General features: G+C 72.7%; 10 protein-coding genes and 1 pseudogene. 2 read left to right on the top strand and 9 right to left on the bottom strand.

Features of this window, described 5'->3' with window-relative positions; genetic code table 11:
• Positions 1-13 precede the first annotated feature (13 nt).
• The 9 genes from ACFUJR_RS24465 to ACFUJR_RS24425 form a co-directional block, all read right to left on the bottom strand.
• Positions 14-1,318, bottom strand: a complete 1,305-nt coding sequence (locus ACFUJR_RS24465) for a hypothetical protein (protein WP_383174447.1) — start codon at positions 1,316-1,318, stop codon at positions 14-16.
• Positions 1,315-2,412 carry a glycosyltransferase family 4 protein gene (locus ACFUJR_RS24460; protein ID WP_383174444.1) on the bottom strand — a complete coding sequence of 366 codons (1,098 nt, stop codon included), beginning with the start codon at positions 2,410-2,412 and terminating at the stop codon, positions 1,315-1,317. The genes ACFUJR_RS24465 and ACFUJR_RS24460 overlap by 4 nt, the downstream gene beginning before the upstream one ends.
• The gene (locus ACFUJR_RS24455) at positions 2,409-4,016 is read right to left on the bottom strand and encodes an ArnT family glycosyltransferase (protein WP_383174441.1); all 1,608 of its coding nucleotides are present in this window, start codon (positions 4,014-4,016) and stop codon (positions 2,409-2,411) included. Before ACFUJR_RS24455 ends, ACFUJR_RS24460 begins: the two co-directional genes overlap by 4 nt.
• Positions 4,013-4,837: a PIG-L deacetylase family protein gene (locus ACFUJR_RS24450; protein WP_383174439.1), complete on the bottom strand. Its 825-nt coding sequence runs from the start codon at positions 4,835-4,837 to the stop codon at positions 4,013-4,015. The genes ACFUJR_RS24455 and ACFUJR_RS24450 overlap by 4 nt, the downstream gene beginning before the upstream one ends.
• Positions 4,819-6,636, bottom strand: a complete 1,818-nt coding sequence (locus ACFUJR_RS24445; RefSeq protein WP_383174436.1) for a glycosyltransferase — start codon at positions 6,634-6,636, stop codon at positions 4,819-4,821. Before ACFUJR_RS24445 ends, ACFUJR_RS24450 begins: the two co-directional genes overlap by 19 nt.
• Positions 6,633-9,266 (bottom strand): hypothetical protein, encoded by a 2,634-nt coding sequence (locus tag ACFUJR_RS24440; RefSeq protein ID WP_383174433.1) that lies wholly within the window; start codon positions 9,264-9,266, stop codon positions 6,633-6,635. Before ACFUJR_RS24440 ends, ACFUJR_RS24445 begins: the two co-directional genes overlap by 4 nt.
• Entirely contained in the window at positions 9,263-10,690 is a 1,428-nt protein-coding gene (locus ACFUJR_RS24435) for a glycosyltransferase family 4 protein (protein WP_383174462.1), read from the bottom strand. The genes ACFUJR_RS24440 and ACFUJR_RS24435 overlap by 4 nt, the downstream gene beginning before the upstream one ends.
• Before the next feature lie 5 nt (positions 10,691-10,695).
• Positions 10,696-11,445, bottom strand: a complete 750-nt coding sequence (locus tag ACFUJR_RS24430) for a glycosyltransferase (RefSeq protein ID WP_383174430.1) — start codon at positions 11,443-11,445, stop codon at positions 10,696-10,698.
• A 609-nt stretch (positions 11,446-12,054) separates the two neighbouring features.
• Positions 12,055-12,831, bottom strand: a complete 777-nt coding sequence (locus tag ACFUJR_RS24425; protein ID WP_383174427.1) for a glycosyltransferase — start codon at positions 12,829-12,831, stop codon at positions 12,055-12,057.
• 186 nt (positions 12,832-13,017) lie between these two features.
• Here ACFUJR_RS24425 and ACFUJR_RS24420 point away from each other — a divergent pair, with 186 nt between their 5' ends.
• Together ACFUJR_RS24420 and ACFUJR_RS24415 are read left to right on the top strand one after the other, a co-directional pair.
• A complete protein-coding gene (locus ACFUJR_RS24420; protein WP_383174424.1) occupies positions 13,018-14,841 on the top strand; it encodes a glycoside hydrolase family 15 protein in 1,824 nt (607 codons plus the stop codon).
• Between the two features lie 498 nt (positions 14,842-15,339).
• Positions 15,340-15,735: pseudogene (locus ACFUJR_RS24415) on the top strand (IS607 family element RNA-guided endonuclease TnpB); the annotation flags it as partial.

Genomic DNA, 15,735 nt, shown 5'->3' with positions numbered 1-15,735 from the left:
TGCGCCCGTGACCTCAGCCGTGCCGCCGGATCATCCCCGCGTAGTCCTTCAGCGACGAGCCCGGCGTCCCGTCGTAGAGGTTCTGGTCGAAGGCCCACATCATGCCTTCGAGGCCGCAGGAGGCCATCTGACGCGCCGCCGTGTCCATCACTCCGGGGTGGTACGCCGCCACCTGCGGCCCCGCGCTCTCCCCGCTGAGCCGGGTGAAGCCCTCGGCGCGCGCGACGGCCGCCACCCAGCGGGTGGACGACCAGCTCCGTACCGTCGCCTCGTCCGGGGCGTCGACGTCGACGGCCGCGTCCGCGGGCGCGCAGCCGTTGTCCCCCGGCGCGCCCGTGCCGTCGACGAGCGCCGTCGACACCAGGACCACGTTGCTCTGCCGCTGGACCAGCCCGATCGTCTCGAAGAACGCGACCCCGCGACCGACCAGCCGCGCCGGATCCGTGACGCCCAGCCGGACGGCGAGCGCCGCCCGCTGATCGGAGGGGAGGATACCGGCCCCGGGGATCAGCACCTTCAGCGGACCGGCGTGGCCCAGGGCCGTGTACACCCCGATCTGCCAGTTCACGGCGTCGGCCAGCGACGCGAGGTACCAGTCGTACCAGAGCCGTACCTGCCGCTCGGTGAACGCCTCGCCCCGGTACGCGTGCTCGCCGGGGCGCCAGCCGGGGAAGGGGTTCTGCGGCACCGTCGCCGGGCGGTCCGTGTCCGGGCTCGTGGACTGGGCGTTGTCGTCGAACGCCCAGAACTCGTCCTCGTCCCGGTCCCGGGAGACCGGCGTCGGATAGCTGAACTCCCCGGACTCGTTCACCCCGATCCGCAGGGCCCAGAAGTCGTCCAGACCGATGCGTGCCTTCACCTCCGTCAGATACTGCTCGGCCTCGAAGCGGACACTGTGGCTGAAGACGATGTTCGGGGTCCAGGGGGACTGCTCGCCGAACTGGTTGACGTACACAGCCCATGGATAGACCTCTCCGAGCCAGTCCGGCGGGTGATGGAGGCCGAGGCCGGCCTCGATCAGCAGCCCCGCGTCCCGGAACGAGCGGATCCGCTCCCTGATCTCCTCGGCGTAGGCTTCGTCGAAGACGTCCTGCTCCGGTTCGAACCGGTCCCAGTCGATCTGTAGATGGGCGACCCGGATACCGTTCGCGTACTCGGTCCGCGCCTGGTCCGACTCGGTCTGCAAGGTGCCGAACCAGTACGCCTCCGACGCACTGCCCGCCGTCTCGTCGCGCCGCAGCAGCCCGACCGTCGCCAGCACCAGGATCAGGGCGACGAGCGCTCCGAGCGCGGCACGGCGGCGGTCCGGCGGCCTCATGCCAGCAACTCCCGGTAAAGGGCCCCGTACTGGGCCGCGAACCGCTCGGGCCCGAAGGACTCCTCCACGTTCGCTCGGCCGCGTTCCGCGAGCATGTCCCAGACCCGGGGCTGACCGAGCAGCCAGCCCAGCTGCTGCCCGGTCCTGCGGGCGTCACCTGCGGGAGCCCGCAGGACCGCGTCCCCGAAGTCGGCGAACTGCGGAAGGTCGCTCAGGATGGCCGGCCGCCCGGTGGCCAGCGCCTGCAGCACCGTGAAGGGGATGTCCGCCGTGCCGCCGATCACCGGCGGCGGGAAGAGCAGGACATGCGCCGAGGCCAGCAGGGCACGCATGTCGTCGACATAACCCCGCACCTCCACATCGGCCAGACCCCCGGCCCAGGCCCGCTCCCTCAGTTCCTCCCGCAGCGCGGCCGCGTTCTGCCCCGGCCGCCCGCGCATGGCCAGGACGAGCCGGAAGAGCGCCCCGGACCGCGTCGCCTCGGCCGCCGCCTCGACGGCGGTCACGGCCCCGCCCAGCGGGTCGAGATGGCCGGCGAAGAGGACGATCGGCATCCCCTCGGGGCGCGGCAGGAAGGGCCACTCGCTCAGCCGGATCATCGGCGGGATCACCCGGACGTCGCCGAAGTCCGCGGCGCGCAGCCGCCGGGCCATCGACTCCGACAGCGCGACCGTCGTCCCCAGCGGCCGGGTCCTCGTGAGCAGCCGCGCCTCCATCACACCGGGCACGGTGTGGACGACCGGCCGCGCCCCCAGCATCAGAGGACGCAGCCAGGAGAAGGCGGGGAACGCCCGCCCGATCGTCACGAACGCGTGGACCAGATTGGCGCGGCGTGCCGCTACGGCCCCGGCGAGCGCCGCCTGCAGGCGGACCGGCGCGTGCGGTGAGCCGTCCGGGGACCAGAGGCGGACCGCCCGCCCGACGGGCGGCGGCGGCCGGCCACGCCGCGCGGGCCACCGGCAGAACCAGAGGAACTCCACGTCGGGCAGGGCTCCCAGAACATCCCTGGCCAGCGCCACGTCCGAGCCGTCCGCGCCGTCCAGCGGGCTGCTGGTCAGGAGCAGGACACGCGGCGGCCGCGCGCTGACGGTCATGATCCGTTTCCGGGGACGGCCGCCGGGTCGGTTCCGTCCGGCAGCGGGATCCGGTAGAGGGCCAGCGTCCCGTACATCTCCCCCTCGAAGGAGAACAGGAGCTCGCCCTGCTCGGCGAGCCGCTCGACCTCGGCCAGGCTGGAGTTGCCGTACCCCTGCTCGATCACCTTCCAGGGGACGATCAGGTACTCGACGCGCTGGAAGGCCCGGTCCTCCGCCGACACCCAGTGGTCCAGCCGGTACCGGTCCGTCAGCGCGTAGTAGGACACGCCCCGGCTCGTGCCGCCGTCGACGGTCGCGATGGCGGTCCCCCGTGGGAGGTGCTCGGTCACATAGGACCGGAGCCGCACGAATCCGTCGTCGGCCTGCCCGCGCTCCGCCGCGTACACGGCGGCGGGCGCGAGCACGGCGACGGAGAGCAGCGCGGCGGACAGGCCGGCCGCGACGGCCGCGCGGCGGCTCACGGCGCGCCGGGAAGGCAGGGGCAGCGTCAACGCCAGCGCCATCAGGTTGGGCACCATGAGGAGATAGAGCGCCTGCTCCTCCAGCGTCCCCAGGGTCAGCGCGTAGAGGAGCGTCAGGATCGCCGAGGCGTGGAAGAGGGCCAGCAGGCGGTGGACCGGGTCCCGGCGCCGCAGCAGCAGGAAGAGGGCCAGCGGCGTGAGGGCGAGCAGCAGGTAGCTCATGGCGTAGTCGGGGAGCTGCGCGGTCAGCCGGCTCGTCAGCGAAGGCGCTCCGGGCGCGTTGAATCCGGTCTCCTGCACGATGCCCAGGAGCCTCTGCAGGCCCATCGTCTTCGCGTACCAGAAGGCGTCGAGGTGGCCGAAGGCGGTGAGCAGAAGGACGTACGCGGTGTACGGCACCGCCGCCGTCGCCAGCGTGACGGCCACCAGCCTGCGCGGCGGCCCCCAGTTGAGCGCGAGCGCGACCAGCAGCGGCAGCACGGTGATCAGCGCCGCGTGGTCCTTCGTCAGGATCGCGAGCCCGAAGAAGAGCCCGGCGAGCAGGGCCGCACCGTCCGCCCTGCGGGGCGGTTCGCTCCGGGCCAGGGAGACCAGCACCAGGTATCCGGCCAGGACCCAGACCATCGTCCCGGTCTCCAGGAGCGCCCGGTCGTTCTGCCGGATGCAGTACTGGTCCACGGCGAAGACGAGACCGGCCACCAGCCCGGCGGGGCGCGACCTGACGCGGGCGACCAGGTAGACCAGCAGTGCCGCCGTGGCGCCCGCGAGCAGCGCGTTGAGTACCCGGACACCGTGCACCTCGGTGAGGACGTCGGAGTCGAGACCGATCAGCCGGACCCAGGCGGCCTGGAGGTAGAAGAACCCCGGCGGGTGCAGGAAGAACAGGCCTTCGTCCGTACGGGGAAAGCCGCCCTCACCCGCGCTCCTGCCCAGCTCCGTGTAGATCAGCTCGTCCACGAACACGTCCCCCGAGCGATCGACGGCGACGAGGCGCAGGGCCATGGTGAGAGCCGCGGCCAGGGCGGCCAGGACCGCCGTCGGCACGGGGCGCCGCGCGTCGCGGCCCCGGACCTGATCGGACCGGCCCGGACCGGGGTCCGCGGACGGGGCGGGGGGCGCGGTCGTGGGGGGCGAGTTCACGGCCCGCCTCCCGCAAGTGGCGGCGCCGCGGCGTCGACGTCCTTCGGCATCAGGAAGACCTCGGCCGCCGGCGGGATGGACCCGCCCGGGAACAGCGCGTCCGCCTGGGTGCGGTAGCCCCGGATCAGCTCCCGCTTGTCGGCGAGCCCCTCCTCCCAGGCGCACGCGACGAACGCGTGGCGCCCGGTGAAGGAGGCGTCGGGCTCGAACTGCTGGTTGTACGGGAAGTCGCTGTAGTACGCGACCCGGCGGCCGCTCAGCTCCGCCGCCGTACGGACCAGGACGTGGTCGGCGTGTCCGCCGACGCCCAGCGGCGCGAGGACGAGCCCCCGGTCCGAGGGCGGCAGCGCCCCGATCGCGTCGGCGACCGTACGCAGGGTCCGGGCGTCGTGACGGGAGACCCGGCCACGCGACAGATGCAGCCGGTACGTGGGGTACACGTGATCGATCTCCGGCAGCCGCCCCGCGAGGCCTCCCGTGCGCGGCGACCGGCCCTCCTTGCGACGGAACAGCCCGTCCACCAGGCCGAAGTGGCGCCAGGCGACGCCCATCTCCGCCATCACGGACCGGTCCTCCTCGCGCCGGGAGGCGTACAGTTCCTCCGCGTCCGAGGCCCTGGTCTGCCGCAGGTACTGGCGCCCGGACAGGGTGTACGGAGGCGGGGCCGCCTCGGTGAAGAAGGACACGACGGTGACCGGGGCCCGCCGACGGGCCCGCAGCAGCAGCGCCCCGCACGACAGCACCCCGTCGTCGAGGTGCGGCGACAGCACGACCAGCGGGTGGCCCGACGCGATCGCGGCGGTCAGCGGGTCGTCGGCCATGGCTCACCCCTCCTGTCCTTCCTCGGCCGTCGCCCGCGGACGGAACCGTCCACCAGGCGGCGGGTCAGGGCCAGATACCGGCCCGTCATCTCGTCCCATGTGTAGTGCTGCGCCGCATGTCCGGCCTGGCGCCCGAGCGCGCGCCGCGCCCGCTCGTCGGAGGCCAGCATCCGCATCCGGTCGCCCAGCGCGGCGACGTCGAACGGCGGCACGGCGACATCGCCTCCGTCGCGCATCCACCGCAGCGCGGGCAGATCGAAGTGGAGGATCGGCTTCCCGTACGACATGCCTTCGAGCGCCACCAGGCCGAAGGTCTCGTGCCGCGACGGCATGACCAGGAAGGCGCTGTTCCGCAGGAGGTCCCGCTTGCACTCCTCCCCGGCGAACCCCACCCAGCGGACGCTGCCCGGATGCGCGGCGAGCAGCGCCGCCAGCTTGCGTTCCTCCGGCTGCGTACCGCTGCCCGCCAGCACCAGCGGCAGCGGAGGACGGCTCCGCCGGTACGCCTCCAGGAGCAGGTCGAGCCCCTTGACCCAGGTGTCGATCCGCCCCAGGAACAGGATGTAGTCGCCCGCGCCGATCCGGGCGTCGTCGATCTGACGCTGCTCGACACCGTTGGCGATCACCTGGACGTCCGCCCGGGGGCTGAGCCGCCGGACGGCGGAGGCGTCGGCCTCGTTCATCACCACGATGTGCCGGTAACAGCGCAGCCCGAGCCGCTCCACCAGGAAGAACGGGATGTGGTAGCGGCGCCACAGCGCCTCGGCGCTGCGGCCCTGGTCGATCCCGACGACCGGCGCGCGCGAGAACAGCGGCAGGAAGCTCGTCGAGAACGGCGGCGTGAAGCTCTCCAGCCACGCGTCGTGCGGAAGCCTTCGGGCCAGGAAGGGGAGCAGCGTCAGGAAGAGCAGCTGCCCGGCGCGCGGACCGGCCCAGCGGACCGGGAGACAGATGTAGCGGATGCCGTCACGGCGGAGAGAGACACCGCGTCTGCCCGCCGTCACCACCGTCACGTCGAAGTCGTCCGACAGCCGCCGGGCGACCTTCTCGACCACCAGGGCGCCCCCGCCCCGGTAGTCGGGATTGCCCGCGTCGTCGTAGATCGAGACGACGATCCGCTTCCGCCGCGCCGGGCGCGCCCCCTCCCCGGCGTCCGGGAGACGCCGCGTCCGGACGGTGTCGAGCACCCGCTCCAGCGCCTCGTCCGCCACCCGCGACGGGGCACGCTCGCCGTCGAGCCGCACCACCCGGGGCAGGCGCGAGGCCCAGGCGCGGTAGCGCGCCCACCGGAAGGCCGGCGACCCGGCCGCGCGCTCGCCGGCGCGCCCACGCGACGTGGCGGGAGCCGTCTCCACCAGCAGGGTCAGGTCGTTGCGGCGGACGAGCCGGGTGAAGCGGTCCGAGGCCCGGTGCCCCGGCGGGAAGCCGAACGCCACCAGCCTGTCCAGCGGCCCACCGTCGGTCAGGACGATCGCCGGACGGACCCGGGAACGTGCCGACAGCGCACGGCGGGTGGCACGCGTCCGTACGGACAGGTCACCGGCGTCGAGCACGGCGTGGGTACGGCGCGCCCACGATCCCCGGCGCGTGGGATCGTCAGGGCGCCGTACCGTCTCCTCCTCGTCCCTCACCCGCGGAGGAGAGCCGGATCCACGGCACAGGACGCAGCCGCGGCAGTCGAGCGTGGTCACCGCGAAGCCGCGCTGCCGCAGCAGCCCGGCCACGCGCCGGACCAGCGAGGACCTGCCCGCGCCGTCGGGGCCGGACACCGCGATCAGGAGAGGCCGCGCCGTGTTCATGAGGTGCGCCTCCGCAGTCGCTCGGTGACGACGAGCGGCACCCGCAGAGCGACCTCACGTGCCGCCGTGGAGGGCCGCCCGTGGGTCAGCAGGTGCCCGGCGTGCGCCATGCCGGTGCGCAGCGACGCCGATACGGGCAGCGGCAGGGGGAGCCGTACGGGCTCGCCCCGGTCGAGCGCGGCCATCGCCTCGGTCGCGAGGTCCAGGGCCCGGTCCGCGCCCGCGGACCAGCCCTCCCGAGCGGTCTGGGTGCGCGCCTCGGTCACGACCTCGGGCGCCAGCAGCTCGCGCAGCGCGAGAAGTTCGGACAGGTCGAGCGACTGGTTCCGGAACAGCCCGTGGGCCAGCCAGATCCTCAGCCGGTCGGCGGGGCACGGGACGAGCCAGGCGCGGCCGTCGTGGTCGGGGACGGCGTGGGCGAAGAGACGGTCCGGCGCCATGACCTGGACGCCGCGCCAGGCCACGGAGGTGTGGAGCTGGGCCGAGGGGCCGTCGGGCGGCTCCAGCAGCACCGAGGTGGACCGCTCCAGCCAGTGCGCCGACCGCTCCGCGTACCAGCCGCTGAGCACCACGGGGGCGTCCTTCCAGCGGTCCGGGGGGACGACCAGGTCGAAGTCCCCGTGCACGAGATCGCCGGAGAGGCCGGCCTTGATGAGCACCGTGGGGATGTCCGCCGCGTCCAGCCGGTCCGTCGACTCGACGAGGTTGCGCCGGAAGAGGCGGGCGGCGTCGGTCACCGCGTCGAGCGTCGTGGCCAGTTGGCGGGGGTAGGCCCGCGCGAGCCGGCCCTCGACCTGGTTGTCGCGGGCGACGGCCAGCGCGGCCCGCAGCTCCTCGTCCGACGCCGGCCCGGCGTCGCCGCGCCAGACGGCGTCGACGAGCAGGCGGACGGCGCGCTCGGGGTCCTGGCCGGTGCCCCACCCGTGCCCCACCCCGTCCGGCCTGGTCTCGCCCGGTCCGGTCTCGTGGGGCCTGGTCTCGTGCGGTCCGGTCTCGTAGGGCCTTGTCCCGTCCGGTCCGGTCTCGTAGGGCCTTGTCCCGTCCGGTCCGGTCTCGTAGGGCCTGGTCTCGTGCGGCCCCACCCCGTCCGGCCTCACCCCGTCCGGCCTCACCTCGTCCGGCCCTGCCTCGTACGGCTCCGTCCCGTCCTGCCCCGCCTCGTGCGGTCCGGGGTCATCCGGTGCGGTCCCGTCCGGGCCGGTTCCGTCGGGGTCGGGGGCGCCGCGGTGGCGGAAGAACCGCCACAGCGCCACGGTCGTGGTCAGGACCGCGGCGATCAGCCACAGCACCGGATGCGGCCGGAGCACCACCAGCACGCCGGCGAGGACCAGGGCGGGGCCCAGGGCCTTGAGCACGGCGGCGCGTGGCGCTCCGGCGTGGCCGGCGGACCCATGAAGGCCCGCCTCGCGGACGAGCAGGACGCCCAGAGCGACCACCGTCCCGCACATCCCGCCGATCGCCATCCCCAGCACGCCGTCGGCGGACCAGCCGGCCGTCAGGCCGGACACGTAACAGAGCAGGCCGACGAGCAGCGGACGCAGCACCGCGTAGTCGTTCACCGCCTGCGAGAAGGTCACCAGGAGGCTCAGCGCGCCGAGCGCGAGCCCTGCGACCGCCGTGCACGCCATGAGCGTGCTCATCTTCGTGTACTCGTCAGGGAAGACCGTGTTGAGCACGGCGCCCGGCGCCGTGGCGCCGACGGCGGTCAGCGGCAGCGCCACCGTGAGGTACATGCCCATGGCCCGCGCGGCGAGCGGTGACCCGGCGCGCCGCCGCGAGAGAGCCGGCAGGAAGGCGATGGCGACGGCTCCGGCGAGGAAGAGCGGGATCCGGCCCAGCATCACGGCTGCCTGGTAACTGGCGGCGTCCGAGCGGTCGGTGGGCAGCATCGCCACCAGCACCACGTCCAGGGCCGCCATCACGGCGATGACACCCTGGAGGGAGGCGACACCGACGGCGCGATGCCACAGCGCGCGGTTGGCGGTCGCCGCCTGCCACGGGCGTCGCCCGGTGCCGCGGAACCGGCGCGGCCTGAAGATCACGAAAGGTGCCACGGCGATGCCGAAGGCCGCCAGGGCGCCGGTCGCGCCCAGGTCGAGCGCCGCCACCAGGAACAGCCCGATGCCGAGCTTCAGTACGGCTTCCACCACGGTGAGGGACGCGAGGGTCCGCAGCCGCTCGGTGCCCTGCAACCAGCCGACACAGACCCGGGTCACATAGATGAGCAGGGTGCTGGCACCGATCACCAGGGTGGTCCAGAGCCCCGCGAACTCCGTGGCCACGGCGCTCACCAGCGTTGCCGCCAGGACGCCGCCCGCGACCCCCGTCACCACGGCGAACCGGACCGCTTCCCCTCGCTCGCCGTCCGAGCGGGCCCGCGCCAGCGCCTGAGCCAGCATCCACGGCACGGTCACCACCGCGATCGCCGCCGTACACACGATCAGCCCCTGGCCCGCCGCGAACGTGGCGTACGAGCCGACGTCGAGCAGCCGGGTGAGCGCCAGCGCGTAGATGTAGTTGACCGTTCCGACGGTGACCGCCGCGGTGGCGATCCAGCGCGCCCCGTGCACCGCCGTGACCTCGTCCTGGAGGACGGGCGCGCGCATGGCGACGGGGCCGGCGGTGGTCATGGCCGGATCCCCCGCGGAGGGCTCGGCGTGCCGACGAGTACGTCCTGGCCGCCGGCGAGCGAAACGGTCGCCTCGCGTACGTCGAGCCTCCTCAGGGCCTCCAGCGCCTGCACCTCGTCACAGCCGTGCAGCAGCAGCCGGAAGCTGTCTCCGTCGCGGTCCCACGCGTCGGTCTGGCGCAGCGCCCGGCGCAGCGCCCGCACCGTCGCCTCGGCGTCCCGCGCCGTGAAGCGCGTGACGACCGAGAGATCGCTCGACGTGCGCCGCGAGCGCCGGTGACGGTGGATCCGCCGGAGGTCTTCGAGAACCACCTGCGCGAGGCGCTCGGCGCTGTCGTCCCAGGAGAACGCGGCGGCCCAGGCACGGCAGCGTTCGGCCACGCGCGTACGCGCCTCCTCCGTGGCCAGCACGTCGAGGGCCGTGGCGACACCGTCGGCGAGATCGGTCGCGGGCGGCAGCAGCCAGCCGTTGACGCCCGGCTGAACGGCGTCGCGCAGTCCGGGCACGTCGTAGGCGAGGGCGGGTGTTCCGACGGCGTTCGCCTCGATGACGGTGAGGCCCCAGCCCTCGGCGACGGACGGCACGACGGTGAGCCACGCGCGGCGGAAGAGTTCCTGCTTGCGCTCCTCGGACACGCGACCGTGGAGGACGACGGCGGAGCTGACGCCGAGTTCGGCGGCGAGCGCGCCCAGCCGTTCCCGCTCGGGTCCGTCCCCGCAGATGTCCACCGTGAGGTCAGGCACCTTCCCCAGCAGCCTCGGCAGGGCCCTGACCAGCAGGTCGACCCGCTTCTGCGGCATCAGCCGGCTCACCACCGTGATGGCGGGCGCCGGGCTGCGCGAGACGCCGGGGGAGATGTCCGCGGTGCGGGGGCTGCCGTTGGGCACGATGTGGATCGGATTGCCGAAGCCGAGTTCGCGCCGGGCGCCCTCCCGCGTGGACGGCGAGACCACGACCACCGGCCGCCCCCGGTACACCCGTCTGCTGACCTGCTTCTCCAGCAGCCGGCCGACCGCGTTGAGGGGCCATGGGAAGCGCAGGTCGAACTGGCGCTGGTGGATGTGGTGAATCACGCAGATGTCCGCGGTCCAGCGCGGGGTGAAGAGCGGTGAGAAGAACGGGATCCCGTTCTGGAAGTCGACCACCGTGTCGTACGCGTGACGGTTCCGCAGCAGATGAGCCGCGGCCGACGCGTACACGCCGAACGTCCCGCCGCCCCGCACGATCCGGATGCCGTCGCGGTACTCGCGCTGCCGCGCCCCCGGAGCGCGGGAGGAGACGAGCGTGACGTGCGCCCCGGCAGCCGAGAAACGGCGGGCGATCTCCCAGCAGTACGCCTCTGCGCCGCCGGCGTCGGGATGCGAGGGGTCGCGCCAGTTCAGGAAGGCGATGTCGGTACGGGCGAGTTGGTCGAGGGCGCTCATCGTGATCACCGGGCCAGCGAGATCCGCAGCAGATCGGCCATCGAGCGCAGGCCGTCGCGGCGGGCGGAGAACGTCGATCCGGGCACGTCCGACCAGTCCACCGGTACCTCGACGACATCGCGCCCGGCCCGGACGACATGGGCGAGCATCTCGACGTCGAACGCGAATCCGTCGATGTGGCAGTCGTGCACGACCTCCCGGATCAGCGGGCCGGAGAAGAACTTGAACCCGCACTGGGTGTCCGCGATCCCGGGGAGCGTCAGATGGGCGAGCGTACGGAAGAGCAGTCCGCCGCCGCGCCGGAGCACCGACTGCTCGACCTCCAGGTGGGCGCCGGGCGTGTGCCGGGAGGCGATGACGGCGCCGTGGCCCGCGCGGAGCAGCTCCATGACCCGGTCGAGGGTCTCGATGGGGGTGGCGTTGTCGGCGTCGGCGAAGCCGATGTAACGGGCGGAGGAGGTGACGATCCCGCGCCGGACGGCGGCGCCCTTGCCCTGGTGGCTGCAGCCGATGACGTGCAGGGGCACGGGCGGGTCGGCGAATCGGCCGAGCGCGTCCCGGGTGCCGTCGGCGCTGTTGTTGTCCACCACGACGACCGCGGACGACCACGGGCGCGCGGCGAGGTACTCCCTCGTCGCGGCGATGGTCGCGGGCAGCCGACGCCGCTCGTTGAAGGCCGGGATGATCAGTTCGAGGTCCACCACGGGCCGGGTGAGCCAGTGGGGGAGCGGTGCGTGCGCGCGCACGGCGGCCATCACGCCTCGCCTCCTTCGGGGGCGCGGCGCGGTCGGCGTCGCGGAGTCGTACGGCGGCGGACCGGGGCGTACGCGAAGCCCGCGCCCGGTCCCGTGTGATCTGCGGGGTTCGCCGGTGCGATGGGTCGGGCGGGGCCCGCGGGCGCGGGGTGTCCGGCGGGTTCGAGAGGCCCTGTGCGTCGGGCGGGTCCGGCGGGTCCGGCAGGTCCGGCAGGTCCGGCGGGTTCGGAGGGTGCGCCGTGTGATCCGCCGCCGCGTCGGTCGTGCGCGGCGCGGGCGCGGACGGTACGAGAACGCCGGCGCCGGGCCGCCGTACGCGGGCGGCGCACGGCGCAACGGCGGGTGCGGACCGCGGGCAGAAGCCGGTCGGTCGCCCGTCGTCCGGGATGGGACGTGGGGCGGCGGGCCGGGACGCACGGGCTACGGCGCCGGGACTCGGCGGAGGGCCAGTCGGTCACCCGTCGCAGCGGATGCGGAGCGGGTGCCGCCGGTGTCCTGCCGATCAGATGTGACCTCACGACGAGCTTCTTCCGGCAACCGACCCTGCCAAGGGTCTGTCATGCGTCCAAAATGCCTGACTTCAAGCGTTAGCATCGGATTTCTGATCCGTCAAGCGTGGTCGGTTCGCCCCGCTCGGCCCGCGAGACGCGGCGACGGCGCCAGGCGGTGCAGCGCGTTGTGCGGGCGCTCGTCGAGCAGCCCGCCGAGGATGCGCGACCCGTCACGGAACGTGCGAGCGTGCGGCAGGCCGTGGTGGCGGGGCAGTTCGAGACTCGGCACCTCGGTGATCCGCAGACCGTAGTGCAGGGCGTGGGTGACCAGCTCGGCGCCCAGCTCCACCCCGTCCTCCCGCAGGTCGAGGAGGTCGACGAAGCCGCGGCGGAAGGCGCAGAAGCCGTACCAGAGGTCGGTCAGATGCTGACCGTAGAGCTGCCGGGCGAGGCGGAGCAGCGCGCTGTGACCGAGTCTGCGCAGGAGCGGGTAGTCGGCGAAGTCGCCGCCGGCGATGAAGCGCGAGCCCTTGACGAAGTCGTATCCGCTGTCCAGGTAGTGCAGGTAGTGCGGGATCTCCATCGGCGACATGCTGCCGTCGGCCCCCATCAGCACGATGAACTCGCCGGTGGCTGCGAGCAACCCCGCGTGCGGGACGTCGCCCGCCGCGCAGTCCCACGGCCCGAGCCGGCGTACGGTCGCGGCGGTGCGGGCACCGCTCGCGTCGGCGCTCCTGCCACCGCCCGTCTCCGCCACCCTCGCCGTCTCCGGCCCCCTCGTCGACACGCCTTCCGGGGCCCCGACCAGAACCACCTCGCGGACTTCGGCCGGAATCTGCTCCAGCAGCCGGTCGGTGTCGTGGTCCCCGGGGCGCACCGCGATCACCACGCTCACCGTGCGGGTGTCCGCGTAGGGTGAACGATCGGTCGACCGGCGCATCGGATGTGGCCCGTTACCCATTGGTACGGCTTTCTCCAGAGTCGCGGGAGCGACTTTCAGCATCCTGCGCGGAATGCCGTGACGTCAAGGTCTCACCTCCCCGTCCGTGCGCCGCGTTCCTCACGGGACTACAATCCGTTCATGGCAGGGCGAATTGAGGACTACGCCCTCATAGGCGATCTGGAGACGGCTGCCCTCATCGGGAAGGATGGGGCTGTCGACTGGTGGTGCGTACCTCGATTCGACTCGCCCGCCTGTTTCGCCGCCCTCCTCGGAGACGAGTCCCACGGGGCGTGGAGTCTGGCGCCGGTCGGAAATCGTCCGTGCAGTCGCCGGAGTTACCGAGGCGCTTCACTCGTCCTGGAATCGGTCTGGGAATCCGTCTCGGGCACGGTGCGCATCATCGACTTCATGCCCCCGCGTGAACAGACGCCCCGGATCATCCGGTTGGTGGAGGGTGTCTCCGGACGTGTCGACCTGCACGGCGAGTTGCGGATGCGTTTCAACCACGGCAGCGTGGTCCCCTGGTCGCGGCGGGTCGACCGGCGTACGGTCGCGACCGTGGCCGGCCCGGACGCCACCCATCTGCGGTGCGGACCGGGCGTGGAGATCGGCGTCACCGACGAATGCATCACTCTCGACGTGTCGGTGAAGGCGGGTCAGCGCATTCCCTTCGTCCTCGGCTGGAGCCCTTCCCATTCCGCGCCGCCTCCGGCACCCGACGTGGCGGCGGAATTGACGCGTACGCTCGCCTTCTGGAGCGAATGGACCGCACAATTCCGATATGAAGGCCCGTTCCGCGAGGCCGTCATCCGATCGCTCGTCACCCTCAAAGCCCTCACCTACGAACCGACCGGCGGCATCATCGCCGCGGCCACCGCCTCGCTCCCCGAACGTATCGGGGGGGAACGGAATTGGGACTATCGGTTCTGCTGGCTGCGCGACTCCACCTTCACCCTGTCCTGCCTTCTGCGCAGTGGATTCCGGCGCGAGGCGCTGGCATGGAAGGACTGGCTCGTCCGCGCCGTCGCGGGCGACCCCGCCGACCTCCAGCCGATCTACGGCGTGGCCGGCCAGCGCAACCTCCCCGAGGTGCACGCCGACTGGCTGCCCGGCTACGAGGACTCCAGACCGGTCCGGTTCGGCAACGCGGCCGTCGAACAGTTCCAACTGGACATCTACGGGGAGGTGTTGAACACGATCTACTCGGCCGTCCGCGCCGGGGTCGCCATCGACCCGCACGTCTGGAGCCTGATGGCCTCACTCCTGGACTACGTGGACAAGCGGCGGAGGGAACCGGACGAGGGCATCTGGGAAGTGCGCGGCCCGCGCCGCCACTTCGTCCACTCCAAGATCATGGCCTGGGTCGCCGCCGACCGCGCCGTGCGCCTGGCCCGCGTCGCAGGCCTGCGCGCATCCGTCGAGCGCTGGCAGACCGTGCGGCGCGAACTGCGCGACGAGGTGTGCGCGCGGGGCTGGAGCGACGAGCAGCAGTCGTTCGTCCAGTACTACGGCGCCCGGCGCATCGACGCGACGGCGCTGCTGATCCCCAGGCTCGGCTTCCTCCCACCGTCCGATCCGCGTGTCCTGAGCACGGTCGAGGCGATGGGCCGGCTCGACGACCGCGGATTCGTCCGCCGGTACGCGGACGTCGACAACGGCGCGGTGCACGAGGTGGACGGCCTGGACGGGGCCGAAGGGGCCTTCCTGGCCTGTACGTTCTGGTACGCCGACGCCCTGGCGATGACGGGGCGTCCGGCCGACGCCCGTACCGCCTTCGAGCGCGTTCTCGACATCCGCAACGACGTGGGACTGCTCGCCGAGGAGTGGGATCCGCACGCGGGCCGCCAGCTCGGGAACACCCCCCAGGCGCTCAGTCATGTGGCCCTGGTGAACACGGCGTTCACCCTCTTCGGAACACGCCGACACGATCGTTCACCCGCAGGACGGTCCGCCGTGGCATGATCCGGCCGACGTCGGGGGGAGGGGTGAACAACAGTCGCATTTTTCATCAGTAGTTATCTGTCTTCATCAGCTTTTATCCTGATGGTGTGAAGCTTTCCGAGTGGGCGGCGCGCAACGGTGTGCACTACCAGACGGCATGGGCCTGGGCGAAGGAGGGCCGTATGCCGGTCCCTGTCGTGCAGACGCCGTCCGGTATGTGGCTGGTCGAAGAGTCCGCTCCCGAGATCGGCAGGCGGGTGAGCGGGGCGGAGCCTGCCGGGAGCGGGAAGAAGAAGCGCCGGGGGTTCGAGGCGCGGCCCGGCTTTCACGTCGTGGGCCACAGGCTCGCCCTCGACCCCAACGCGTCCGCCCTGCAGGCTCTGGCCTCGCATTGCGGGGCGGCGCGGGTCGCCTACAACTGGGCGGTGCGGCATGTGCTGGCGAGTTGGTCGCAGCGCGCAGCGGAGGAGACCTACGGCGTCCCCGAGGCAGAGCGCGTTCCGTGGCGGTCGTGCGTCGTTGCCGTCGTTGCGGAAGGCGTTCAACGAGGCCAAACAAACGGACCCGTTCCTGCGGGAGTGGTGGGCGGAGAACTCGAAGGAGGCCTACAACACCGGCCTCGCGAACGCTGCCGCCGCGTTCGACAACTACGCCAAGTCCAGGCGCGGCGAGCGCAAGGGCGCCCGGATGGGCAGGCCCCGTTTCAAGTCGAAGCGGAAGGCTCGCCTGGCGTGCAAGTTCACCACCGGCACCATCCGCCTCGATGACCGGCGGCATATCGTCCTGCCCCGCCTCGGCCGGATCCGCCTCCACGAGGGCGTCCAGCCCCTCGTGGACGCGATCGCCGAAGGCGGGACGCGGATTGTGTCGGTGACGGTGCGGTTCGAGCGGGGCCGCTGGTTCGCGGTCCTGCAG

The sequence above is a fragment of the Streptomyces sp. NPDC057271 genome, from assembly GCF_042668715.1.
Lineage (GTDB): Bacteria > Actinomycetota > Actinomycetes > Streptomycetales > Streptomycetaceae > Streptomyces.
The sequence above is the reverse complement of the archived record's forward strand: the minus strand, read 5'-3'. Positions and strand labels throughout refer to the sequence as shown.